This is a genomic window from Protaetiibacter mangrovi (assembly GCF_024752305.1).
GTDB lineage: Bacteria > Actinomycetota > Actinomycetes > Actinomycetales > Microbacteriaceae > Homoserinibacter > Homoserinibacter mangrovi.
The window spans coordinates 253888-277849 of record NZ_JANTHX010000007.1; the positions used below are offsets into that span (position 1 = coordinate 253888).

A 23962-nucleotide genomic window follows, 5' to 3' on the forward strand; every position below is an offset into this window, starting at 1 on the left:
GGACTAGTCTCTGCTCATGGTCCCCGCCGCGTCCCTCGGTGCGTTCGTCGTCGCCTCGGTGCTGCTCATCCTGATGCCCGGCCCGAGCATCCTGTTCGTGATCGGCCGCTCGATCGCCTACGGGCGCCTCGCCGGGGTGCTCTCGGTGGTCGGCAACGCGCTCGGGATGCTGCCGCTGCTGACGCTCGTGGCACTCGGCGTGGGCGCGCTCGTCGCCCAGTCGATCGTGATCTTCACGATCATCAAGGTCATCGGCGCGGGGTACCTGGTGTATCTGGGCATCCAGGCGATCCGGCACCGCGACGAGCTGCCGCACGACGAGGCCGCGCGCCCCCGCTCCGCGTGGCGGCTGCTCGGCGAGGGCTTCGTGGTCGGCGTCACCAACCCGAAGACGATCGCGTTCTTCGTGGCCGTGCTGCCGCAGTTCGTCGACTACCGCGCGGGGTCGATCCCGCTGCAGCTCGGCGAGCTCGGCGTGGTGTTCGTGGCGCTCGCGCTCGTCTGCGACTCGTGCTGGGCGCTCGCCGCCGGCACCGCGCGCGCCTGGTTCGCGAACTCGCCGAAGCGCATCGCACGCCTCCGCGCCACCGGCGGCGGCATGATGATCGGGCTCGGCGGCGTGCTGCTGTTCAGCGGCGCCCGGCACTGACCCGTCGACGACCCGCAGCCCGCAGGGCGAGCAGCGCCGCGCCCGCGAGCATCGCGAGCGCCGCCGCCGAGAGCGCGGAGCGCGCATCCGCCGCTCCCGTGTCCGCGAGCGGGGCCGCCGCGGCCGCCGGCCGCACCTCGATCAGCAGCGTCGTGAAGACGAGCGGGTTGCCGGTCAGGCTCGCGGTGATGACGTGCGGGCTCGCGTGCGGGAAGCCCACCGTCGTGCCCGAGATCACATCCGTCGGCACATCGCTCGAGAGGGTGACGAGGTCGCCCGCATCGAAGTGCTGACCCAGGGCGTCGGTGCCCTCGACGTCGAGGGTGACCGAGCCGCCCTGCTGGGCGACGGCTCCGGAGGGGAGGGTCAGCGCGAGCGAGACGGGCGTGCCGTAGGCCACGTGGAGGGAGACCACCTGGTCGACCGGTCCCGACTCGTTGCTCGCCGTCACCGTGAACGCGTAGTCGCCGGCCGCGGTGGGCGTCCCCGAGACGGTGAGCCCGCTGCGGGAGAGACCCGGCGGCAGCATGCCGTCGTCGGTGAGGGAGGGTGCGGGCGAGCCGGTCACGACGAGATCGGCCGAGTAGGGCTCACCCGACACGGCATCCGGCAGGGCCGTCGTCGCGATGGACGGCGGGGTCGCCACCTCGAGCGTCCCGACGGCGGTCAGGTGGGAGAACCCGGCCGCGGCGCTCGTGGCGGTGACGGTGTAGACGCCCGGGGTCGAGAAGGTCAGCACCCCGCCGCTCACCACCTCGGCCGTCACGTCGCCGGCGGGTCCCGAGACGGTGAACGTCGCAGACACGTCGGCACCGGGGAAGGCCGCATCCGCCGTCGTGCGACGTTCGATCGTCGGGGCGACGTGGTCGCCCGCTGCGACCACGGCCGGCAGAGCCATCCAGAGGGAACCGTCGGCCGACGACAGCGCGACGGCCGCGGTGCCACCGGCGCGGGAGCCCGAGGTGACCGCACCCGCGAGCTCGGTGGTGGCATCCACCACGACCGCGGTCGGCGTGGTCCACGCGGCGACGCCCGTGATCGACGGGGGCGCGCTGCCGGCATCCGCGAGGGTCGGGGCGAAGACCCGCACCGAGGGGATCGGGCCCGCATCGGGGTCGGTGAACGAGACGAGGTAGTTGTTCTGCTGGACGGTGAGCCCGGTGAGGTCGACCGAGGCGGTGATCGTGCCGTCGTTGACGGCGACAGCACCCACGATGCCGCGCAGCTCGCCCGTGCCCGTGATCCGTCCGCCCGTCGTCACCGCGAAATCGGGGACACCGAAGTCGCCGTCGCCGGACACGACCGCGTAGCCGTCGTCGATCGAGAGGGTGCCGGCGACCTCGACGCTCGCGAGACCGTGGTCCCCGAAGAACGAACCGCCCTTCGCGGTGAGGCTCACGGCGCCCGCCGCGCCGATGTGCAGCGAGCCGCTCGCCTCCGCACCGGCGCCGGCGCCGATCACGGCATCCATCACCCAGTCGTCGTCGAGCCAGTCGAGCTGCAGCGGCACGGCGTCGAGCGTGCCGCCCGTCACCGAGATGTCGGGGGCGGAGGTCAGGTACTGCCCGCCGATCGGGAGGCCGGCGGCCGCGTGGACAGCGCCTCCGCTGATGCTGATCGTGCCGCCGGATGCGCTCCATCCCCCGCCGATGCCCTCGGTGCCGGAGGCGGTCACCGAGCCGCCGGTCACGGTGAGCGTGCCGGGGAGCACCGGCGATCCGCTGTTGGACATCGACCCGCCGATGCCGACGCCGCCCGCGCCGGAGACGGCCGTCGCCACGATGGTGCCGCCCGTCACGAGCACGTCGCCTCCCGAGCCGTTGTTGCCGCCGCCGATCGCCGGCGCGGCGACGTGGATGCAGACGTAGGGGCATGCACCGGTGTTGAAGCCCCCGGAGGTGGCAGACAGAGAGCCGCCGCGCACGGTGACCGCGCCGCCGTCGCCCCCGTCGCCGCCGCCGAGGGCGGCACCCGCGCCGCCCGTCGTGGTGACCGACCCTCCCCACATCGTGAACGAGCCGGCGTCACCGCCGGAACCGCCGCCGATTCCGGCACCGCCCGACTCCGAGTACGCCTGGATGGTCCCGCCGCGCACGACGATGTCGCCGCCGGACTGGCCGTTCACCCCGCCGATCGCGGCGTCGCCTTCCTGCCCCCACGGCATGATCCCGCCGCTCCACACCACGAGCGACGCGGTCGGGGGAACCTGGATGCCGCGCAGCAGCGTGAGCATGCCAGGGGTGGGTGAGGTGTCGCGCAGCTGCAGGTGGTGGCCGGGGGCGACCGCGATCCGCAGCGAGGTCGTGTAGCTGTTGTCGCGGGTGTTGCCCTGGAGGTCGATCACGATGTCGCGCTCGATGCGGATCTCGTCGATCGAGGAATACGAGGACGGGTTCCGGTACGCCCAGTCCGGGCCGAGGCAGATGGTGGTCGCGGTGCCGTCCGCCGCGGCCAGCGTGCGCAGCTCCGCGGGGTTCGCCGCCGTCGCGTCGCACGGCTCCGACGGAGCCACCGCATCCGGATCGTCGCGCGCCGCGAGGAACGCGGCCTCACCGAGCAGCGGATCCGCGGCGGCCGCCGTGGTGGTGACGAGCGAGACGCCGACGGATGCGGCGAGTGCGAGGGCGGCGGCGATCAGCCGCGTCGGGAGGGCACGGGGCACCCGAGAAGCCTAGGAGGACTCAGCTGGAGCCCGATGTACCCCGAACGGGTGTGTTCGGGGGACGGTCAGAGCTTGGTGACCTGGTCGAACGACAGCTCCACCGGGGTCTCGCGCTCGAACAGCGACACGAGCACGGTGAGCTTGCCCGACTCCGGCTTGATCTCCGAGATCGTGCCGGGAAGGCCCGCGAACGAGCCCTCCTTGATCGTGATGGTCTCGCCGACCTCGAAGTCGATCTCCGCGGGGATGACGCGCGGAGCGGCCTTGCCGCCCTTCGCCGCCGTGCCGCCCTTGACCGGGGCCTCGACGACCTGCACGAGGCTCTTCAGCATGTTGAAGGCCTCCTCGAACCGCAGCGGGGTCGGGTTGTGCGAGTTGCCGACGAAGCCGGTGACGCCCGGCGTGTGGCGCACGACCGACCACGAGTCCTCGTTGAGGTCCATGCGCACGAGCACGTAGCCGGGGATGCGCACGCGGTTGACGAGCTTGCGCTGGCCGTTCTTGATCTCGACGACGTCCTCCATGGGCACCTGCACCTCGAAGACGTAGTCCTCCATCGCCATCGACTGGCGACGCGACTCGATGTTCTGCTTCACGCGCTTCTCGAAGCCGGCGTAGGAGTGGATGACGTACCACTTGCCGAGCTTCGCGCGCAGCTCGGCGCGGAACTCCTCGTAGGGGTCGACCTCCGGCTCGTCGCCCTCCTCGTCGACGATCTCCTCGTCTTCGGTGGCCGCGGCAGCCGCATCCGCCTCGTCGGCGGAGTCGATGTCGAGCGCGTCGTCGACGATCGCGTCGGCCTCGGGGTCGGATGCCGCCTCCAGCGCGTCGAGCGCGCTCTCGAGGCCCGCCTCGACGTCGGCGTCCTCGTCCTCGTCGACGACATGCACCGCGCGGTGCTCGGCCGATTCGACCTGAGCCTCCTCGTCGGCGAGCACGTTGCCCTCCTGGGCCTCGTCCTCCTCGGAGGACTGCTCGGCTGCGGTCGCGAGGTCGATGTCGCGCGATTCTGAAGTCACGGTGAGTTCTTTCCTTGTGGGGGGCGAGCTGCCGGGGGCCGGGAGGTCAGCTGAAGCTGCCGTTGCCGAAAGCCCAGGTGACGAGCCAGCTGAACAGCTGGTCGAGGCCCCACACGAGGCCCATCATGATCAGCACGAACACGAGCACGACGCCCGTGAAGCTGAACAGCTCTCGGCGGGTCGGGGTGACGACCTTCCTGAGTTCGGCGATGACCTGCCGGATGAAGAGGGCGATCCGCGCGAACGGGTTCTTCCGCTCGGCGCGCTCGCGCTTGGCGTTCGCGACGACATCCTCGCTGGGCTCGTCGATCACCTTGCGTGCCACTCTCACTACCCTTTCGGCCGGCGATCCCGCGCACTCGCGTGCGCCGGATTCGCAGGGCGGACAGGACTCGAACCTGCAACCTGCGGTTTTGGAGACCGCTGCTCTACCAATTGAGCCACCGCCCTATGTCACCCTCCCCCGCTTCGCCGCATCCGGTTCCGGGCACGACGAAGTATGGGTTTCGAGGCAACCTGCACAAGTGTACGGCATGCGCCGGGGTGCGCTGTCAGTGCCGGGCGTCAGCGGCGACGCAGCGCGGTGCGGGCGGCGGCGATCACGGCGTCCGCGAGGGCGTCGAGGCCGGGCGAGCGCAGGTTCCACTGCTGCCAGTGCAGGGGCACGGCGACGCCGGGGCCGTCGGGGTCGAGCTCGACGAAGGTGCCGGAGGTGGCGTCCGCGAGCTGCGACTCGAGCAGCATCCCCCAGCCGAGCCCGAGCTCGATCGCCTGCAGGAAGTCGCTCGAACCCGACACGAAGTGCCGCGGCGGATCGAGACGGCGCCTCGACGCGCGTCGCAGGAACCGGGTCTGCAGCTCGTCGTCGTGGTCGAAGTCGACGAGAGGGGCGCGGGCGAGGGATGCCGCATCCGCCCCGTCGGGGAACCAGCGTTCCGCGAACGCGCGGCTCGCGGAGGGGCGGTAGACGAGCACGCCGAGCGGCGTCGAGCTGCAGCCGGACACCGGCTCGGCCTGCGAGGTGACGGCCGCCATCACGCGGCCGGACGCCAGCAGCTCCGCCGTGCGGTCCTGGTCCTCCCGGTGGATGTCGACGACGATGCGGCGCGCGGCGCAGACGTCGGCGATCGCGGGCAGGAACCAGCTCGTGAGCGAGTCGGCGTTGACGGCGAGGGAGACCGTCGTGAAACCGTCGCCCTCGTCGTCGAGGCGGAGCGCGGATGCCGCATCCGTCTCGAGCAGCGCGATCTCGCGCGCGAGCCGCACCAGCACCTCGCCCGACTCGGTCGCCCGCACGGGCTTGGTGCGCTCGACGAGTACGCGGCCGAGCTGCTGTTCGAGGGCCCTGATGCGCTGGCTCACGGCGCTCGGGGTGACGCTCAGTGCGCGGGCGGCCGCGTCGAAGGTGCCCGCGTCGACGACGGCGCGGAGCGTGGCGAGCTGCTGGTTGTCCAGATTCATCTGAAGCGATGCTAATGCTTCTGCAGAATCCTGAACTGGATTGCATGTCAGTCTGCGCCTAGCGTCGACACCCGTGAGCACCTCCGTCGCCCTCGCGGCCGCCCTCGCCGGGTTCGCCCTCGGCTTCTCGATGATCGTCGCCATCGGCGCCCAGAACACCTTCGTGCTGCGGCAGGGCATCCGCCGCGAGCACGTGCTCGCGGTCGTCGCGATCTGCGCCCTGTCCGACGTGGTGCTCATCTCTCTGAGCATCGCCGGCACGGGGTTCGTGCTGGGTGCGCTGCCGTGGCTGATGACCGTCGTGCGCGTCGCCGGGGCGCTCTTCCTCGGAGGCTACGGCGTGCTCGCGGCCCGCCGTGCGCTGCGACGCGAGGCCGACGCGCTCTCGGTCTCGGGGGCGGAACCGGATGCCGCGTCCCGCCGCCGCTCGCTGCTCGCCGCGATCGGCACGTGCCTCGCGGTCACCTGGCTGAACCCCCACGTGTACCTCGACATCGCGATCGTCGGCTCGCTCGCGAACAGCCACGGCGACGCGCGCTGGCTGTTCGGCGCGGGGATCGCGGCGGCATCCGTGCTGTGGTTCACGACCCTCGGCTTCGGCGCCCGGATGCTCGCCCCGGTCTTCGCGCGCCCGCTCGCGTGGCGCATCCTGGACGCCCTCATCGCCGTCCTGATGCTGACCCTCGCCGTGCTCGTGCTCCTCCCCCTGTTCACCGGCTCGGGTTCCTGACGCGCGCCGGCGCGCACTCCCTCACGTGAGGGGACGCAAACTGTGCGAAACACGGCGTGTCTCGAGCACTTTGCGTCCCCTCGCTCAGGGGGCGCGACGTCGTCCCGAAAGCGCGGGTTGAGGGGATGATCCCCAGATCACCCGACGGCCGGATCGGAGGAGCCGTGCCGGCGCGACGCTCGCGTCATGCGATCACCTACTCCGCTGCCCGATGATCTCGACCGAGCCTTCACCGTCGCGGATGCGACCGCGAGAGGGCTGAGGTACGGCCGGCTCCGCGGGATGGACCTCGCGCGCCCCTTCCACGGGGTTCGCGAGCGCGAAGCAGCGCACGATCTTCGCGAGAGATGCGCCAGCTACGCGACCCGGATGGCGCCGGACGAGTTCTTCTGCTCCGTCACGGCCGCGCTCCTCCACGGGATCCCCGTACCGCTCGTCTTCGAGCGGGATCCGACACTCCACGTCGCCGTACCCAACCCGCGGCGCGGACCACGATCCCGTGGCGTCCGCGGGCACAAGTTCGTGGTCGTGCCCCGGGCGGGTGAGGTGGTCGTCGTCCATCAGCTCCCGACGAGTTCCCCCGAGCGGGCCTGGTGCGAGTTGGGAGCCGTCCTCGAACTCGAGGACCTCGTCGCGGCGGGCGACCACCTCATCCGCCCCGCCAACCGGATGAGCAGCTCCGTGCGGCTCCGCGGGGTTCTCGAACGTCATCCGGCGCCCCGCAGTCGCAAGCTTCTGCACGAGGCGTTCGCCCTGCTGGATCCGGGCGCGGAGAGCCCTCGGGAGAGCAAGATGCGGCTCGTCTTCGTGCGGGCCGGGCTGACGGTTTTTCGCGTGAACCTCTGGGTTGCGATCCCCTCGACCGGCCGACGTCGGAGAATCGATCTCGCATTCGAGCGCGAGAAGGTGGCGTTCGAATATCAGGGGATCCATCACAATGACCCACACCAGTGGCGCGAGGACATGACCCGGATCGCAGAGCTGGAGTCGATCGGGTGGAAGGTCGTCTTCGTCAACGACGACGACCTGCAGCACCCCGAGCGCCTCGTCGCCATGGCACGCCGTGTTCTCGCGTCGCGCACGCGGTGAGGGGACGCAAAGTGCGCGAGACACGCCACGTTGAGCGCACTTTGCGACCCCTCCCCGGGAGCGCACGGGCGCCGCGCCGGGGCGCGACGAACCACGGGGGGCCGGGCCGTCAGAGCAGGCGGCGCTCGAGGGCCCAGGCGGTGAGCTCGTGGCGGGACGAGAGCTGCAGCTTGCGGAGCACCGAGGAGACATGGGTCTCGACCGTCTTGATCGAGATGTAGAGGTGCGAGGCGACCTCCTTGTAGGCGTAGCCGCGGGCGATGAGCCGCATCACCTCCTGTTCGCGGGCGGAGAGCCGGTCGAGCTCGTCGTCGGATGCCGCGACCGCGGGCGCGCCCGCCGCCGTGCCGAAGGCGTCGAGCACGAAGCCCGCGAGGCGCGGCGAGAACACCGCGTCGCCCGCAGCCACCGTCGCGACCGCCGCCGCGACCTCGACGCCGCTCGTGGCCTTCGTGATGTAGCCGCGCGCGCCCGCGCGGATGACGCCGACGACGTCCTCGGCGGAGTCCGAGACCGACAGCGCGAGGAAGCGCACCTCGCCGAGCAGGGCGGCGGAGCGCCGCACCACCTCCGCTCCCCCGCCGCCGGCGCCACCGGGCAGATGCACGTCGAGCAGCACGACCTCGGGACGCAGCTCGGCGATCGCCGCGACCGCGGCGTCGACGTCGCCCGCCTCGCCGAGCACCTCGACCGCGTCGCCGAGGTCGGTGCGCAGGCCCGTGCGGAAGATGGAGTGGTCGTCGACGATGAGCACCCGCGTCATGCCCGGCCCCCTCGCGGCAGCGCGATGCGCACCTCGGTGCCCTCGGGCCCGCTCTCGACCGCGGCCGTGCCGCCGGCGCGCGTCATGCGGCCCACGATCGACTCGCGGATGCCGAGCCGCCCGTCGGGCACGGCATCAGGATCGAACCCCGCGCCGCGGTCGCGCACGAACACCTCGACCGTGTCGGGGGTCGCCTCGGCGTAGACGGTGACGTCGCCGCCCGCGTGACGCGCGGCGTTGACGAGCGCCTCACGCGCCGCCCCGGCGAGCGCGGCGGACTCCACTTCCGAGACCTCGCCGACCGTCACGACCTCGATGCGCACGGCGTACGCGAGTTCGAGCTCGCGCGCCATCGTGCGCAGCTCGGTCGCCAGATCGCCGGCGAAGGGGTCGGTGCCCGCGAACAGCCAATCGCGCAGCTCGCGCTCCTGGGCGCGCGCGATGCGGGCGATCTCGGAGCCCGCACCGGCCCGGTTCTGGATGATCGCGAGCGTCTGCAGCACCGAGTCGTGCAGGTGCGCGGCGATCTCGGAGCGCTGCTCCTCGCGGGCGAGGGCGGCGCGCTCGGCCGCGCGGGCGTTCCAGCGCGCGATGAGGGGCGGGAGCACGAACGCCGCGGCGCCGAGCAGGACGACGGTCACGGCGACGATCGCCACGAGGGTGCGCGATCCGACGAACGCGCCGAGCAGCACCGCGAGCCCGAGAAGCGCCAGGAATCCCGCGGCGAGCGATCGCACGACGGGCGCGGATGCGGCACGCTGCGGGTCGCGCGCATCGGCGGTGGTCGCCCACACGATCGCGAGCACGGCCGCCGCCGCGCTCTCGACGAGTCCGAGCGGGACGGGCTGATCGAGCCGCCAGGTGAACGGCAGCAGCAGGGCGAGTCCGCCGGCGATCCCGAGGAGCACGGCCGCGACCGGCACCCGACGCGTGCGCGGCGCGTCGGGGGTGCCCGCCTCGCGCGGCACGAGCGCCCAGAACCACAGGTAGAGCAGCACGGGCGCCGCTCCGATCGCCTCGGCGAAGAGGTTGCCGGCGAGCAGCACCGCGGCCACCGCGTACGCACCTCCCGCGAGAGTCACGGCCGCGAAGAGGATCCGCACGACCTCCGGCCGCGCGCCGAGGTGGCGTCCGAGCGCCGTGCTCACGCCGCCCAGCACGACTTCGCGCGGGCGCACGAGCGGCGGGCGCACGCGGGCGGCGGCGGCATCCGGATGCGCAGCTGCGGTCATGCGACGATCCAAGCACGACGGCGGTCCCCCGGCGCCCGGGTTCAGGGTGCGGTCAGGGGTTCACCCCATAGAGAGCCCAGCCCGATGCGCACCACGATCGGAGCATGGCTCGACGCACCCCTGCACCCCCGCCCGCCGATGAGGCGGCCCCCGACACGGCACCGGACGACTCGGCATCCGAGACGGCGCCCGAGGGCACCACCCCCGACCCGGCTGCACCCGAGGAACCCGAGGCGCCGTTCTTCACCTGGATCCGCGAGCTGCAGCTGCCCCGCCGCGAGGGCTGGCTCGGCGGCGTGTGCGGCGGAGTCGCCGCCCGGCTCGGCATCGACCCGCTCATCGTGCGCGGCGTCGCCGTGGTGCTCGCCGTCGTGGGCGCGCCCGTGGCGCTCGTGTACGCCGTCGCGTGGTTCCTGCTCCCCGACCTGGCGGGCACGATCCACGCCCGCGAGCTCGGACAGGGCCGGGTGACCCGCGCGATGCCCGGGATCCTGGCGGTCTTCCTGTTGTCGTTCCTGCCGCTCACCCAGAGCTTCTGGTTCACGGGCGCGCTGTACTGGGGCGACCTCGGCTGGGGCGGCGCGCTCGGGCGCGCCATCTGGTCGGGGGTCGTGGTCGTGCTGGCCGTGGTCGTCGTCGTGTGGCTCGCCCGCCGCGCCTCGACCGACATCCCGACCACCCCGGCCACGACCGACGACCGTCCGGACACGGTGCCGGCGTTCCCGGATGCGGCGACCGCGTCCGCGGCCGCGGCGGTGGCGGCGACCTCGATCGCCGAGCCGGGCGAACCGCCCGCCCCGCCCGCCGACGCCTCCGCGGAGGAGCTGGCCGCCTGGAAGGCGAGCCAGGACGAGTGGCAGCGGCAGCGCGCCGCCTGGGTCGCCGAACAGCGCCGCAGCGAGCACGAGCGACGGCAGGCCGAAGCCCAGGCGCAGGCCGTCGCCGCCGCGGCCGCCGCCCGCGAACGCGCTCGCATCCGGGGGATCACCAGGCCGCGCGCGAGCGCGGGGGTCGTGTTCCTCGTGGTCGGCGTCGCCCTCGTCGCGGGGGCGATCTCGGCGTTCGGCGCCGCCCAGTCGGCATCCACGCGGGGGGCCGAATGGGCGATCGGCGCAGCGGCCATCGTGCTGGTGCTCGGGATCGGCACCGTCGCGGTCGCCGTCGGGCGTCGTCGCAGCGGAGCGCTGACCTTCTTCTCGATCCTCGCCCTCCTCGCGCTCCTGACCGCCGTGCTGGTGCCCACCGATCGGAGGCTGCTGCCGCCCGGAGCCAACTACGGCATCGCCTCCGATCGAGACGGACGGTACGCGCAGCTGGTCGGCACGACGAGCCTCTACGTCACGGATCGCGACGGAGGCCCCGCCCCCGTGGTCGACCTGTGGCAGGCGGCGGGAAGCGTCTCGCTCTACCTCGACGAGGGCGCGACCGTGCGCATCGAGTACACCACCGGCTCGTCGAGCAGCTGGGCGTCGGTGGAGGATGTGCTCGGATCGGTCGGCGGACGCTCGTCGAACTACCACGTCACGGGCGGGCGCCTCACCCTGACCGCGGGGGGCGGCGACCCGGACCTGGTGCTGCGCCTCTGGGGCGGGAGCACCACCCTCTACCTGCAGGCGGCCGACACCGACGACACCCCGATCCCGCTCGACCCCGCGCCGGACGAGGTGCACGCGTGGAACGGCGACGGCGACGTGCTGGATACCCCACCCGCCCCGACGCCGACCCCGACCTCCACCCCCACCCCCGAAGGAGCCGCGCCGTGAGCGAGACCGACATCCCGACGACCGAGGTCGAGCGCCTGCCGCGGCCGCGCATCCGGATCGGCGCCGCGCTGTGGGGCCTCGTGCTGATGGCGGTGTCCGGCTCCGTGCTCTGGCTCATGGGGGCGCCGGCGCGACGCGCCGCCGCCCTCGACACCGTGCTCGACCTCGACGCCCTCGGCTGGACGGTGGTGATCGTGGTCGCCGTCGGCGGCGGCGTCACCCTGCTGGCACTCGCGGCGGTCGTCCGCCGACTGCAGCGCCGCTGAGCAGGGGCGGCCGGACGACCGCGTCGGTGCGCCCGGGCGGACTCAGCGCACCGTGCGCGCGGCGGCGAGCTCGGCGAGGATCGTCTCGAGCCCGGCGACGCCCGACGACGCCGCGATGTCGCGCCCGATGGCGGCGCTGCGCTCGCGGAACGACGGCTCGGTGAGCACGCGCATCACCGCCGCTCGCACCTGATCGGCCGTCGGCCGATCGGTGTGCAGGTCGATACCGACGCCGCTCCACGCGACGCGGGCGGTCACCTCGATCTTGTCCTCGGTGAGGCCCGCCGTCACGAGCGGGACGCCGTGCTCCATGGCGTAGTGCACGCCGCCGTATCCGCCGTTGGTCACGTAGGCGTCGACGAGGGGCAGCAGGCGGTCGTACGGGAGGTAGGGGGCGATCCGCACGTTGGCGGGATAGTCGCGCACCGGCACGTCGCGCCCGCCCGTCGACACGACGACGAGCACGTCCTCGTCGGCGAGGCCGGCGATCGCCGGGGCGATGAGCTCGGCGAAGTCGGTGTTGGCGACCGTGCCCTGCGTGACGTGCACCACCGGACGGCTGCCGTCGAGATCCCCCCACCACTCGGGCAGCGGGGTCGTCGAGGGCTGCGTGCGCGAGACCGGGCCTACGAAGTGCACGGTCTCCGGCAGGTCGGAGCGCGGGTACTCGAACGAGGGCACGGTGAACTGCACGAGCGCGTCGGCGAGTCCCGCCGATCCCATGAAGCTGCCCCGCATCCGCCCGCCGGCGCGGGCGACGAGCTCGCGCGCGTAGCGCTGCAGGGAGCCGAAGATGATCCGCTCGGCCACGAACGACAGCATCGCGTTGCGCGCGCGTCCGGCGGCACCCGGCTTCGGGGGGACGCCGAGGCCGAAGGGCGCGGTGTCGCGGCTCGCCAGCCCGAGCGGCACGATCCCGAGGTTGACGACGGGCGGGCGATCGCCGGGGCGGCTGAGCAGCAGGAGCGAGCCCATGAACAGGCTCTCGACGAGCACGGCGTCGGGACGGTCGGACGCGATGATCGCGTCGACGGCCGCGAGCTGCGCGGGGGCCGGCGTCAGGAAGATCTCGCGCAGGTCGTAGCGGATGCCGGCGGGGCCGCTCAGCCCGACGCGACCGGGGAAGGCGGCGTCCATGTCGCGGTCGTCGTAGTCGGCCTCGGCGGGAAGCGGCAGCCACTCGGCGCCGGCGGCCTCGACCGCGCTGCGGTAGCGCTCGCCGGTGAGGAAGCGCACCCGGTGACCGGACGCGACGAGGTGGCGAGTGACGGCGAGCAGGGGGGTGACGTGCCCGTGCACCGGGGTGGCGCAGACGAGCAGGTTCAGGGAGGTGGTGGTCATGGTGGTGGGTTTCGCGGTTAAGATATTGACGGACTTGATGGAGTATTCACCACCCTGATAGGAAAGTCAAATGACACCCCGCGCCTACAGTTCGCCCCTGCGCACCGCCCAGGCGGCCGACACCCGCCGGCGCATCCTCGACGCCGCAGCCGAGCTGTTCGCGCGCGACGGCTACGCGAGCACCTCCCTGGCCCGCCTCGCCGAGGCAGCCGGCGTCTCGCTCGAGACGGTCAAGGCCAACGGCCCCAAGAGCTCGCTCATCCTCGCCGCCTTCGACCAGGCCTTCACCGGCCAGGAGAGCCACGGCTCCACCATCGGCCAACAGGACGCCGGCGCCCGCCTCCTGGCCCTGCCCGACGACGAGCTGCTCGAGGGATGGGTCGAGTTCATCGCGAGTGCGAACGCCCGCATCTCGCGCCTGTGGATCGCCCTTCTCGACGCGTCGATGGGCGATCCCGCCGTCGAGCAGGGCCTCGAGGCACTGCAGTCACGGCGGCGCACGGACTTCCGCGACTCGATGGCGGCGTTCCGGGCGCGGGGCCTCGCCCGCCGCCCCGGCGACGACGAGGAGTTCGCGGCGGCCCTGCAGTTCCTGGTCTCGCCGAGCAGTTACGTGCAGCTCGTGCTCGACTCCGGATGGAGCATGCGCCGCTACCGCGAGTGGCTCGTCGACACCGTCGAACGCACCGTCTTCACCCCCTGAGCCGCATCCACCGTTCGGTGGATGCCGCACCCACCACCCGGGAGAGGCGCAACCCGCGCCGCCGGGCCAGAGTGGGGGCATGACCACAGAGAACGTCGTCGAGGTACGGCAGCTCCGCCGCAGCTACGGGGAGTTCGAGGCCGTGCGCGGCATCGACTTCGACATCCGCCGCGGCGAGACCTTCGCCCTGCTCGGCCCGAACGGGGCCGGCAAGTCCACCACCATCGAGATCCTCGAGGGCTACCGTCGCCGCACGAGCGGCGAGGTGCGCGTGCTCGGTGTCGACCCCGCCCACGGCGGCCTCGACTGGAAGGCGCGGCTCGGCATCGTGCTGCAGTCGACCGGGGAGACCGGCACCGCGACCGTGCGCGAGCAGCTGCGGCACTTCGCCGGTCTCTACCCGCACCCGCGCGACGTCGAGGAGGTGATCGCCGCGGTCGGCCTCGAGGAGAAGGCGAACACCCGCATCTCGAAGCTCTCGGGCGGCCAGCAGCGACGCGTCGACGTGGCCCTCGGCATCGTCGGGCGCCCCGAGCTGCTGTTCCTCGACGAGCCGACCACCGGCTTCGACCCCGAGGCGCGCCGTCGGTTCTGGGAGCTCATCCGGGGACTCCGCGACGAGGGCACCAGCATCCTGCTCACCACCCACTACCTCGACGAGGCGCAGCAGCTCGCCGACCGCGGCGGCATCATCGCCGGCGGCGAGCTCATGGCGCTCGGCCCGATCGACGAGCTGGGCGGGGCGGATGCGCGGATCCCGATCGTGCGCTGGCTCGATCGGGGCGTGCTCCGCGAGGAGCGCACCCACCAACCCGGCGCGCTCGTCGCGCGTCTGGCTGCGGCCGGCGAGCCCGAGCGGCTCGAAGTCGTGCGTCCGAGCCTCGAGGACATCTACCTCTCGCTCGTCGGCGAGTCCGCCGCGGAGCAGCTCGAAGGGAGCATCGCATGACCACCCTCACCCCCGCCGCCGCGCGCTTCGCGCCGGGGCGCACCATCCGCCTCGGCCTCTCGCGGGCCGGCTACGAGATCCGCGGCTACTTCCGGCAGGGCGACACGGTGTTCTTCACCTTCCTGTTCCCCCTGCTCATGCTCACGATCTTCTCGGTCGCGTTCAGCGACGGGAACTTCGGCACCACCCCGGACGGCGACCCGGTGACCGCCGCGCAGTACTACCTGCCGGCGATGCTCGCCGCGGGGGTGCTGCTCTCCGGGCTGCAGAACATGGCGATCGACATCGCGATGGAGAAGGGCGACGGCACCCTCAAGCGGCTCGCCGGCGCCCCGCTCTCGCCGGTCAGCTACTTCATCGGCAAGATCGGCCAGGTGCTCGTCACCGCCCTGCTGCAGGCGGCGATCCTGATCGCGGTCGCGCGCATCGCTTTCGGGGTGCCGCTGCCGACCGACCCGCAGAACTGGGCGACGTTCGCCTGGGTGTTCCTGCTGGGCGTCAGCACCTGCTCGATCCTCGGCATCGGGCTGTCGGGGCTGCCGCGCTCGGGCCGGAGCGCGACCGCCGTCATCATCCCGATCGTGCTGGTGCTGCAGTTCATCTCGGGCGTCTACATCCAGTTCTCGGCGCTGCCGGAATGGCTGCAGCGGGTCGCGGAGGTGTTCCCCCTCGCCTGGCTGGCCCACGGGATGCGCTCGGTGTTCCTGCCGGACAGCTACGCCGCGCTCGAGCCGGGCGGCGAATGGAACCTCGCGGGCATCGCGATCGTATGCGGCATCTGGCTCGTCGCCGGGCTCGTCGCCGCCCGCCTCACCTTCCGCTGGATCCGCAAGGATGGCTGAGTGATCCGCTCGCGCTGGTGGCTCGTCGCCCTGGGGGCGACGGGCCTCGGCGTGCTCGCCGTGCTCCTCGCGAACGGGGTGGGCCCCGCCGCGCTGACCGTCGGCGCATCCGCCGTCGTGGTCTACTCCGCGCTGTTCCTCCTCATCCGTCCGCGGGTGGTCGACGGCAACACCGCCGCGCTCGTGCTCTCCGGCGTCACCATCGCGTACGGGGGCCTGTTGACCGCGATCGAGCCGCCGCTCGCCGCCGCGCAGTGCTTCGTCTACCCGCTGCTGTGGATCGTGTCGGGGTCCCGGCGCGCGGGGATCGCGGCGTCGCTCGCCGGGTCGGTCGCGGTGGGCGCGGGCTTCTGGGTGTCGCTCGGCGGGCTGCCGGCGCTGCCGCAGATCCTCATCACGCAGACGCTCTCCTTCGCGTTCGCGTCGATCATGGGCCTCTGGATCTGGCGCATCGCCGAGCTCGGCGACGAGAAGAGCCGGCTGCTCGACGAGCTGACCGCCGCGCAGGGCGAGCTCGCGGCCCTGCATCGCGACGCGGGGGTCACCGAGGAGCGGGCGCGGATGTCGCGCGAGGTGCACGACACGGTCGCCCAGTCGCTGACCGGGCTCGTGCTCCTGGCCCAGCGCGCCCGTCGGGGTTTCGCGGCGGGCACCCTCGACGACGAGACGCTCGAGCTCATCGAGACCGGCGCGCGGGACGCCCTCGCCGAGACGCGTGCGCTGGTCGCCGCCGCCGCCCCGGTCGAGCTCGCCCAGGGCGGTATCGCGGATGCGCTGCAGCGGCTCGCGGAGCGCTTCGAGCGCGAGACCCGCATCCGCGTCGCCGTGACGACCGCGCTCGACGAGCCGCTCGACCGCGACGCCGAGGTCGTGCTGCTGCGGTGCGCCCAGGAGGGGCTCGCGAACGTGCGCAAGCACTCGGAGGCGGCGAGCGCTCGGGTCGAGCTGACCTCCGCCTCCGGCACCGCCCGGCTCACCGTGCGCGACGACGGACGCGGGTTCCCCGCCGAGGTGCACGCCGGTTTCGGGCTCGCGGGCCTGCGCGATCGGCTCGCCCTCGCGGGCGGGGCGCTCGCCGTCGACGGCACGCCGGGCGCCACGGCGATCACCGCGACGCTGCCGCTCGGGGGTGCCGCGTGATCCGCATCCTCGTCGTCGACGACCACCCCGTGGTGCGCGCGGGCATCGTGGCGCTGCTCGACGCGGCCCCGGACGTCGAGATCGTCGGCACGGCGGCGAGCGGCGAGGAGGCGATCGCCCTCGTGCCGGGCGCGGCGCCCGACCTGGTCGTCATGGATCTGCGGATGCCGGGCATCGACGGCGACGAGGCGACGGCGCGCATCCTGGCCGCCCACCCCGAGGTGCGCGTGCTGATCCTGACGACCTACGAGACCGACGACGCGATCCTGTCGGCGATCGCGGCGGGCGCGAGCGGGTACCTGCTGAAGGCCGCCCCCGAGCAGGAGCTGCTCGCGGGCGTGCGCGCGGTCGCCGCGGGCGAGGTGGCGCTCGCGCCGAGCGTGAGCCGGATGCTGGTCGCGCGCACCCGCGCGCCGGAGCCGACGCGCGGCCCGGAGCTGAGCCCGCGCGAGCTGGAGGTGCTGCGGCTCGTCGCCGAGGGGCTCTCGAACCGCGAGATCGGGGTGCGCATCCACCTCGGCGAGGCGACCGTGAAGACCCACCTGCTGCACGCCTTCGCGAAGCTCGACGTGAACGACCGCACCCGCGCCGTCACCCGCGCGATCGAGCTCGGCATCCTCTGACGCCGAGGGGTCGCAATGTGCACGCGACACGCCGCGCGGGATGCACTTTGCGACCCCTCAGCGAAGGTGAGGTTCGACCTCGGGCCAGGTCGGCATCGAGGGGGAGGCGCCGGGGCGGGTCGTGGCGATCGCGGCGGCGACGGATGCGGCGCGCAGCGCATCCGGCTCGGCATCGCCCGCCGCGAGGCGGGCCACGAGCACGCCCGTGAAGGTGTCGCCGGCGCCGGTCGTGTCGACCGGGGTCACCGGGTGCGGCTGCACCTCCGCCACGATCTCGCCCCCGCGCGCCACGAGGGCGCCGCGCGCACCGCGCGTCATCACGACGGTGCCGACGCGCAGCGAGAGAGCGCGCGCGGCATCCGCCTCGTCGGAGACTCCGGCGAGCTCGCGCGCCTCGCCCGCGTTCGGCACGAGCACGTCGACGTGGTCGAGGAACCCGTCGGGCAGCGGCAATACGGGCGCCGGCGTGACGACCGTGGTCACCCCGACCGAACGCGCGAACGCGAGCGCCTCGGCGACGAGGGGCAGCGGGCGCTCGAACTGCACCACGAGGGAGCGGGCGGCGCGGATGGCGTCACGCTGCACGTCGTCGAGCGGCAGCTCCACGCCGTTCGCGTCGGGGACCACCACGATGGCGTTCTCGCCGCCGTCGAGCACGGAGATGTGGGCGGTGCCGGTGGGCCGTTCGACGAGCGCGATCCCCGTCGTGTCGACCCCGGCCGCCGTGAGGGTCTCGCGCAGCTCCCGCCCGAAGGCGTCGCCGCCGACCGCGCCGAGGAACGCGACGTCGCCCCCGACCCGGGCGGCGGCGATCGCCTGGTTGAGCCCCTTGCCCCCGGGCACCGTCGCGAACGACGAGCCGAACATGGTCTCCCCCGGCTCGGGCAGCCGCGGCTGCCGCACGACGAGATCCATGTTGGCGCTCCCGAGCACCACGATGCTGCTCACAGCGCGACCCCCACGAAGACGGGCTCCGGATGCAGCACCACGCCGAACTCGGAGAGAACGCGCGTCTGCACGAAGTTCGCCAGCTGCACGACCTCCGCCGCGGTCGCCTGCCCGCGGTTGACGATGGCGAGGGTGTGCTTGGAGGAGATCGCGGCGCCCGAACCGGGCAGGGCGAAGCCGCGCGAGATCCCGGAGCGCTCGATGAGCCAGGCGGCCGACAGCTTCACGCGGTACTCGGCGGAGGCGAGGGCGGGCACCTCCTGTCCCGGCGCGAGCAGGCGATCACCCTCCTCGGCGACGACCGGCCACCGCGGCGCCTCCGCCGGCAGGGTGCGGGCGAACGACTCGGAGACGATGGGGTTGGTGAAGAACGAGCCCGCGCTCACCGAGTCGGGGTCGGCGGGGTCGAGCACCATGCCCTTCGAGGCGCGCAGCGCGAGCACCGCCCGGCGGGCGTCGGCGAGCGGCACGCGCTCGCCCTGCTCGACCCCGAGCGCGCCGGCGAGCTGCGCGTACGCGATCGGCGCCGACCAGCCGCCCGCGTCGAGGTCGAGCTCGATCGCGAGCACGATCCCCGCACGGCCGCGCTTGAGGGCGCTCGTGCGGTAGCCGAGCCCGAGCTCGTCGGCGTCGAGGCGCTGCACCTCGCCCGAGGCGTAGTCGAGGAAGTCGATGCCGACGAGGCGCTCGCCGAGCTCCTGCCCGTAGGCGCCGATGTTCTGCACGGGGGCGGCGCCGACGGTGCCCGGGATGCCGCTGAGCGCCTCCACCCCGGCGAGGCCGGCGTCGACCGTCGCGGCGACGAGCGCATCCCAGCCCTCCCCCGCGGCCGCGCGCACGCGGGCGTGGTGGCCGTCGCGGTCGAGCGCGATGTCGATCCCGCGGGTGACGGTGCGGATGACCGTGCCGTCGAATCCGTCGTCGGCGATCACCACGTTGGATCCCCCGCCGAGCAGCAGCCAGTCGTCGCCGCCGGCCCACACCTCGAGCGCCGTGCGCACGAGCTCGTCGCGGGTGGTCGGCGCGAGCAGCTCGCGGGCGGGGCCGCCGACGCGCAGCGTCGTGAGCCCGGCGAGCCCGGTCACCGGCGTCACGCCTCCAGGCGCACGACCGCCTGGGCCTTGCCGAGCACGGTCTCGCCCGCGAAGGTGACGGTGAGGTCGATGCGGGCGGCTCCCTCGTCGATCCGTCCCACCTTGGCGACGACCGTCACGACGGCGCCGTCGACGGGGTCGACCACCACGGGACGCGTGAACCGCACCTGGTAGTCGACGACCCGGCCGGCGTCGCCGACCCAGTCGACCACGGGCTGCACGGCGAGGCCCATGGTGAGCATCCCGTGGGCGAGCACGCCGGGGAGGCCCACGGATGCGGCGATGTCGTCGCGGTAGTGGATCGGGTTGAAGTCGCCGGAGGCCCCGGCGTAGCGCACGAGGGAGTCGCGGCTGAGGGCGAAGTCGGCTTCGGCGACGACGTCGCCGACGGTCAGCGACGACAGGGCCGGGGCGCTCATTCGTCACCCCGCACGACGAGGCTCGAGGTGGCGGTCACCACGTGATCGCCGGATGCGTCGGCCACCAGCGCGTCGGCGGTCACCATGGCGTGCCCGCCGAGGGTCTTGACGCTCGTGACGGTGAGGGTGGCCGTAAGCTCGTCGCCCGCGACGATCGGTCGGCTGAAGCTGAACCGCTGGTCGCCGTGCACGACGCGGCTGAAGTCGATGCCGCCCTCCGGGTCGGCGAGCAGCTGCGCGAGCGCGTGCTCCTGCACGACGACGGCGAAGGTCGGGGGCGCCACCACATCCGCGTAGCCGGCGGCGCGGGCCGCCTCGGGGTCGTGGTGCAGGGGGTCGGTCGCGAACACGGCGCGCGCGAACTCGCGCACCTTCTCGCGCCCCACCAGGTAGGGGGCGGTCGGCGGATAGCTCCGCCCCTGGAGTTCGGGGTTGACGCTCACGGGTCGAGACTATCGCCCCGGACGATACGGAACCCCGGCGACCGTAGGGGTCTCGCCGGGGTTCCGGGGGGTCTGTGCGGTGGTGCTGCCTTACTGGCAGGACTCGCAGTAGAGGTCGTCCATCGGGTCGACCGGAACTGCGTAGCCACCGACGGTGTCGACGTCGTTCATGGCAACCTCCCTCAAAAGTCTCAACTGGTGGTCGAGGGTTTCGGCCCTCGTGAGTCATCACTATATAACGGGAATTTCACCGATGTCATTCCCCAAGATGTTGTGTCTCGGCGTGTCGCGGGATTTTCTTCCGCGCCGCCGAATGCAGTCCATCACGCACCCCCGACATCGCTACGCTCGCCCCTGTGAGCGGCCTCGTCATCCCTCCCCCGGCATCGCGGGAGATGCACGCCCCGCACGAGCGGCCGCCCCTCCCGCCGGGCACGCGGGTCGACGGCGTCTGGATCTGGCTGCTCGTCGTCGTGCCGTGGGTGCTCGCCTCCACCGTCTACCTCTTCGACATCCGCGTCGTGTTCGACGCCCTCTGGGTGGGCGACACGGATGCCGCACTCGGCCACGTGCTGCTGCACGCGTCGCTGCTGCTCGCCAGCTCGCTCGCCACCATCGCCCTCGCGTTGCTGTTCGCCGCACGCGACGCCCGACGACTGCGGACGCTCGGCGTCGCGCGCCCGTTCCCGTGGGGCTTCGCGGCGATCGCCGGGCTCGTGTACCTCGTCGGGCGCCAGGTCGTGCTGCGCAAGGTGGTGCGCGCATCGCCCGCCCCGCTGATCGTGTCGATCACCCTCTACGTGCTCTGGTACTCCGCGTTCGCCACCTGGGCGGTGGTGAGCGTCACGACCGGCCTCGTCGAGCTCGGCACCTAGGATCGGAGCACACCGAGGAGGACCGATGACCGACACCACCGCATCCGCCGCCGCACCCGGCTGGTACCCCGACGGATCCGGCGGCCAGCGCTGGTGGGACGGTCGCGGCTGGACCGAACACACGGCACCGGGCGCCGGCGTCGCGCAGCCGGCCACCCGGCCCGCTCTGCCCGAGGGCACCCGGGTCGACACCGTCTGGGTCTGGCTCGTCGCGCTGCTCACCCTCGTGAGCAGCATCCCGATCTTCTTCTTCGACATGACGGGCTACATGCGGGCCGTGTTCGAGGCGGAGTACTCGGGCGACACCTCGCAGCTCACCTCGGCCATGGCCGGATACCTCGCCTTCTTCGCGATCTACGGCGTGCTCGGCTGGGTCGTGTACGGCTTCCTCGTGTTCTCGGCGTTCCGCGACTACAAGCACCTGGTGTCGGTCGGCGTCGAGCGCCCGTTCCACTGGGCCTTCGCGTTCATCCCGTACGCGATCGTCTACCTGATCGGACGGCACGTGGTGCTGCGCAAGGTCACGCGCACCGCGGGATGGCCGCTGTGGGCGCACATCGGCAGCTACGTCGTGCTGATCATCGTGTCGTTCGTCTGGATGGCCCTCATGATGCAGGCGATCTTCGCCGAGCTGCCGCTCTACGGGGACTACGCGAGCTTCAGCTGAGCCGGCGCCTCACGCCGCGTTCGCCGCGGCGATCAGCTGCGCGATCTGCTCGCGGCTCACCTGCCCCTGGGCGAAGCCGACGATGCGCTCGATCGGCACGCTCATCATCATGCGCATCATGTCCATGCCGAGCGCGGCGGTGTCGGCCTGAGCCATGGGCAGGGCGGCGAACTGCTCGGCGACGAGGGCGCCGGCGACCGGATGCGCGAGCACCTCGCCGAGCGTCGACTCCATGGTGAGCGGGGTGCGCACCTCCTCGCCCTCGACGTCGACATCGTCGTCGAGTCGCAGATCGCGGCTCGACGCGCCGACGGCGACGGCGTAGTCGCCCGGCTCGACCACGAACCGGTCGAGCTCCACGTTCCAGTAGGCGAGGTCGCGACCCTCGATCACGAGGTCGACCGTCGCCGTCTCTCCCGCGTCGAGTTCGACCGAGGCGAATCCGCCGAGCCAGCGCACCGGGCGCTGCACACTCGAGTCGGGAAGCGACACGTACGCCTGCACGATCTCCCGCCCCTCGCGGGCGCCGGTGTTCGTGAGGGTCACCCGGGCCCGGATGCCGTCGCCATCCGCGGCGAGCTCGAGCGCGTCGTAGCGGAAGCTCGTGTACGACAGCCCGTGTCCGAAGGGGAAGGTCACCTCGAGCTCGCGGGCGTCGTACCAGCGGTAGCCGAGGAACAGGCCCTCGCCGTAGCGCACGTGCGAGCCCTCGCCGGGGAAGTTGAGGTAGGCGGGGGTGTCCTGCAGGCGCACTGGCACCGTCTCCGCGAGCTTGCCGGAGGGGTTCACGGCGCCGAACAGCACGTCGGCGATCGCGCCGCCTCCCGCCTGACCGAGAAGGGCCCCGTCGAGGATCGCCGGTGCCAGGTCGGCGACGGGGGCGAGGCGGAGCACACCGCCGTGGCTCAGCACGACGACGGTCTTCGGCTGCACGGCGATCACCTGGGCGAGCAGGTCGAGCTGCTCCTCGGGCAGCTCGATGTGCTCGCGGTCGAAGCCCTCCGACTCCTGCGAGGCGTCGAGCCCCAGGAAGAGCACCGCCGCATCCGCGGCCGCCGCGATCCGCACGGCCTCGGCCGCGAGGTCGGCGTCGACCCCCGAGCCGTCGACGGTGAAGCCCGCGGCGAACGAGACGTTCGCCTCGGGCGCCGCCGCGCGCAGCTCGTCGAGCGGAACGTCGAGCATCGTCGGGTTGACGTGCGACGAACCGCCGCCCTGGTAGCGCGGAGTCTGCGCGAACTCGCCGATGACGGCGATCGACCCGGACGCCGCGAGCGGCAGCAGGGCGTCGTCGTTCTTCAGCAGCACGACCGCCCTGCCCGCGACGTGCCGGGCGAGCGCGTGGTGGAGTCCCGCGTCGAAGGCGGCGCCCGCCTCGCGCGCGGCGTGCGCGACGCGCGCCAGACGCGCGGTGCGCTCCGCGACGGCGTCGAGGGCGGCCGGGTCGAGCGAACCGTCGGCGACCGCGGCGGCGACCGCCGCATCCGGACCCGACTCGCCGCCGGGCATCTGCAGGTCGAGACCGGCCGCGACCGACTTCACCCGGTCGACGACGGCGCCCCAGTCGGAGACGACGACACCCTCGAAGCCCCACTCCTCGCGCAGCACGCGGGTGAGCAGGAACGGGTCGTGGGCGACCTGCACCCCGTTGACCTTGTTGTACGAGCACATGACCGTCCACGGCTGCGCGTCGCGCACGACGCGCTCGAAGCTACGCAGGTAGAGCTCGCGCAGCGGCCGCGCGTCGACGTCGGAGCTCGACCGCATGCGGTCGTCCTCCTGGTTGTTGAGGGCGAAGTGCTTGAGCGAGGCGCCGACCCCCTGCTCCTGGATGCCGCGCACCCATCCTGCGCCCATCGCACCCGACAGCAGCGGCTCCTCGGAGAAGTACTCGAAGTTGCGGCCTCCGAGCGGCGAGCGCTTCAGGTTGACGCCCGGCCCGAGCAGCACCTGCACGTCGTTGGCCTGGCACTCGCGGCCGAGCGCCGCGCCGACCGACTCCGCGAGCTCCGGATCCCAGGTCTGGGCGAGCCCCACGGCGGGCGGGAAGCAGGTGGCGGGCACGCTCGCCGAGATGCCGAGGTGGTCGGTGTCGCCGGCCTGCTTGCGCAGGCCGTGCGGACCGTCGGTCATCATGATCGACGGGATGTCGCCGACCGCCTTCGTGGTCCAGAAGTCGGCACCCGATCCGAGCGAGGCCTTCTGCTCGGTCGTGAGGCCGTCGAGGTTCGTGGCATCGGTCATGGGGTTCTCTCCTTCGGGACGGATGGCGGTCGGCGACCCC

24 protein-coding genes and 1 tRNA gene are annotated in these 23962 nt (G+C 72.8%); 12 read left to right on the forward strand and 13 right to left on the reverse strand.

All coding sequences use genetic code 11. The features are described 5' to 3' along the window. The first annotated feature begins 16 nt into the window (after positions 1-16). Positions 17-649, forward strand: a complete 633-nt coding sequence (locus NUH29_RS08850; RefSeq protein WP_258798719.1) for a LysE family translocator — start codon at positions 17-19, stop codon at positions 647-649. Here NUH29_RS08850 and NUH29_RS08855 read toward each other — a convergent pair. The 5 genes from NUH29_RS08855 to NUH29_RS08875 form a co-directional block, all read right to left on the reverse strand. Beyond that, on the reverse strand, positions 630-3311 hold the full coding sequence (locus NUH29_RS08855; RefSeq protein WP_258798720.1) for a hypothetical protein: 2682 nt from the start codon (positions 3309-3311) through the stop codon (positions 630-632). The genes NUH29_RS08850 and NUH29_RS08855 overlap by 20 nt on opposite strands. A 65-nt stretch (positions 3312-3376) precedes the next feature. Further along, positions 3377-4330 (reverse strand): transcription termination/antitermination protein NusG, encoded by a 954-nt coding sequence (gene nusG / locus NUH29_RS08860; RefSeq protein ID WP_258798721.1) that lies wholly within the window; start codon positions 4328-4330, stop codon positions 3377-3379. Positions 4331-4376: 46 nt separating this feature from the next. Further along, positions 4377-4655: a preprotein translocase subunit SecE gene (secE, locus tag NUH29_RS08865; RefSeq protein WP_258798722.1), complete on the reverse strand. Its 279-nt coding sequence runs from the start codon at positions 4653-4655 to the stop codon at positions 4377-4379. Between the two features lie 52 nt (positions 4656-4707). After that, positions 4708-4780 (reverse strand) — tRNA-Trp (locus NUH29_RS08870). 114 nt (positions 4781-4894) lie between these two features. Then, positions 4895-5791 (reverse strand): LysR family transcriptional regulator ArgP, encoded by an 897-nt coding sequence (locus NUH29_RS08875; protein WP_258798723.1) that lies wholly within the window; start codon positions 5789-5791, stop codon positions 4895-4897. 73 nt (positions 5792-5864) lie between these two features. Here NUH29_RS08875 and NUH29_RS08880 point away from each other — a divergent pair, with 73 nt between their 5' ends. After that, the gene (locus NUH29_RS08880; protein ID WP_258798725.1) at positions 5865-6521 is read left to right on the forward strand and encodes a LysE/ArgO family amino acid transporter; all 657 of its coding nucleotides are present in this window, start codon (positions 5865-5867) and stop codon (positions 6519-6521) included. Between the two features lie 282 nt (positions 6522-6803). Continuing rightward, positions 6804-7610 carry an endonuclease domain-containing protein gene (locus tag NUH29_RS08885; RefSeq protein ID WP_258798726.1) on the forward strand — a complete coding sequence of 269 codons (807 nt, stop codon included), beginning with the start codon at positions 6804-6806 and terminating at the stop codon, positions 7608-7610. A 109-nt stretch (positions 7611-7719) separates the two neighbouring features. On the opposite strand, the gene NUH29_RS08890 is transcribed toward NUH29_RS08885, so the two are convergent. Together NUH29_RS08890 and NUH29_RS08895 are read right to left on the reverse strand one after the other, a co-directional pair. Then, positions 7720-8373, reverse strand: coding sequence for a LuxR C-terminal-related transcriptional regulator (locus tag NUH29_RS08890; protein WP_258798727.1), 654 nt, complete (start codon positions 8371-8373; stop codon positions 7720-7722). Next, a complete protein-coding gene (locus NUH29_RS08895; RefSeq protein WP_258798728.1) occupies positions 8370-9605 on the reverse strand; it encodes an ATP-binding protein in 1236 nt (411 codons plus the stop codon). The genes NUH29_RS08890 and NUH29_RS08895 overlap by 4 nt, the downstream gene beginning before the upstream one ends. A 104-nt stretch (positions 9606-9709) precedes the next feature. Between NUH29_RS08895 and NUH29_RS08900 the strand changes: the two genes are divergently transcribed. Both NUH29_RS08900 and NUH29_RS08905 read left to right on the forward strand, forming a co-directional pair. Beyond that, a complete protein-coding gene (locus tag NUH29_RS08900) occupies positions 9710-11368 on the forward strand; it encodes a PspC domain-containing protein (RefSeq protein ID WP_258798729.1) in 1659 nt (552 codons plus the stop codon). Then, positions 11365-11634 carry a hypothetical protein gene (locus tag NUH29_RS08905; RefSeq protein WP_258798730.1) on the forward strand — a complete coding sequence of 90 codons (270 nt, stop codon included), beginning with the start codon at positions 11365-11367 and terminating at the stop codon, positions 11632-11634. The genes NUH29_RS08900 and NUH29_RS08905 overlap by 4 nt, the downstream gene beginning before the upstream one ends. Positions 11635-11676: 42 nt before the next feature. Here NUH29_RS08905 and NUH29_RS08910 read toward each other — a convergent pair whose 3' ends face one another. Then, the gene (locus NUH29_RS08910; protein WP_258798731.1) at positions 11677-12975 is read right to left on the reverse strand and encodes a glycosyltransferase; all 1299 of its coding nucleotides are present in this window, start codon (positions 12973-12975) and stop codon (positions 11677-11679) included. Positions 12976-13045: 70 nt separating this feature from the next. Between NUH29_RS08910 and NUH29_RS08915 the strand changes: the two genes are divergently transcribed. From NUH29_RS08915 to NUH29_RS08935, 5 genes are all read left to right on the forward strand, one after another. Further along, complete coding sequence (locus tag NUH29_RS08915; RefSeq protein WP_258798732.1) at positions 13046-13678, forward strand: TetR/AcrR family transcriptional regulator; 633 nt, start codon at positions 13046-13048, stop codon at positions 13676-13678. A 79-nt stretch (positions 13679-13757) separates the two neighbouring features. Next, the gene (locus NUH29_RS08920; protein ID WP_258798733.1) at positions 13758-14627 is read left to right on the forward strand and encodes an ABC transporter ATP-binding protein; all 870 of its coding nucleotides are present in this window, start codon (positions 13758-13760) and stop codon (positions 14625-14627) included. Next, a complete protein-coding gene (locus NUH29_RS08925; RefSeq protein ID WP_258798734.1) occupies positions 14624-15469 on the forward strand; it encodes an ABC transporter permease in 846 nt (281 codons plus the stop codon). Before NUH29_RS08920 ends, NUH29_RS08925 begins: the two co-directional genes overlap by 4 nt. Continuing rightward, the gene (locus tag NUH29_RS08930) at positions 15470-16609 is read left to right on the forward strand and encodes a sensor histidine kinase (protein ID WP_258798735.1); all 1140 of its coding nucleotides are present in this window, start codon (positions 15470-15472) and stop codon (positions 16607-16609) included. Continuing rightward, positions 16606-17232, forward strand: a complete 627-nt coding sequence (locus NUH29_RS08935) for a response regulator (protein ID WP_258798737.1) — start codon at positions 16606-16608, stop codon at positions 17230-17232. Before NUH29_RS08930 ends, NUH29_RS08935 begins: the two co-directional genes overlap by 4 nt. Positions 17233-17289: 57 nt before the next feature. Here NUH29_RS08935 and NUH29_RS08940 read toward each other — a convergent pair whose 3' ends face one another. The 4 genes from NUH29_RS08940 to NUH29_RS08955 are packed head-to-tail and all read right to left on the reverse strand — an operon-like array spanning position 17290 to position 20136. After that, entirely contained in the window at positions 17290-18180 is an 891-nt protein-coding gene (locus NUH29_RS08940; RefSeq protein WP_258798738.1) for a ribokinase, read from the reverse strand. Continuing rightward, positions 18177-19274, reverse strand: coding sequence for a UDP-N-acetylmuramate dehydrogenase (locus tag NUH29_RS08945; RefSeq protein ID WP_258798739.1), 1098 nt, complete (start codon positions 19272-19274; stop codon positions 18177-18179). Before NUH29_RS08945 ends, NUH29_RS08940 begins: the two co-directional genes overlap by 4 nt. Then, entirely contained in the window at positions 19271-19693 is a 423-nt protein-coding gene (locus NUH29_RS08950) for a MaoC/PaaZ C-terminal domain-containing protein (RefSeq protein ID WP_258798740.1), read from the reverse strand. The genes NUH29_RS08945 and NUH29_RS08950 overlap by 4 nt, the downstream gene beginning before the upstream one ends. Continuing rightward, complete coding sequence (locus tag NUH29_RS08955; protein ID WP_258798741.1) at positions 19690-20136, reverse strand: FAS1-like dehydratase domain-containing protein; 447 nt, start codon at positions 20134-20136, stop codon at positions 19690-19692. Before NUH29_RS08955 ends, NUH29_RS08950 begins: the two co-directional genes overlap by 4 nt. A 356-nt stretch (positions 20137-20492) precedes the next feature. Between NUH29_RS08955 and NUH29_RS08960 the strand changes: the two genes are divergently transcribed. Both NUH29_RS08960 and NUH29_RS08965 read left to right on the forward strand, forming a co-directional pair. Next, positions 20493-21011 carry a hypothetical protein gene (locus NUH29_RS08960; RefSeq protein ID WP_258798742.1) on the forward strand — a complete coding sequence of 173 codons (519 nt, stop codon included), beginning with the start codon at positions 20493-20495 and terminating at the stop codon, positions 21009-21011. A 25-nt stretch (positions 21012-21036) separates the two neighbouring features. Next, positions 21037-21678 (forward strand): DUF2510 domain-containing protein, encoded by a 642-nt coding sequence (locus tag NUH29_RS08965; RefSeq protein ID WP_258798743.1) that lies wholly within the window; start codon positions 21037-21039, stop codon positions 21676-21678. 9 nt (positions 21679-21687) lie between these two features. Here NUH29_RS08965 and NUH29_RS08970 read toward each other — a convergent pair whose 3' ends face one another. Then, positions 21688-23922, reverse strand: a complete 2235-nt coding sequence (locus NUH29_RS08970) for a glycoside hydrolase family 3 C-terminal domain-containing protein (RefSeq protein ID WP_258798744.1) — start codon at positions 23920-23922, stop codon at positions 21688-21690. Positions 23923-23962 lie beyond the last annotated feature (40 nt).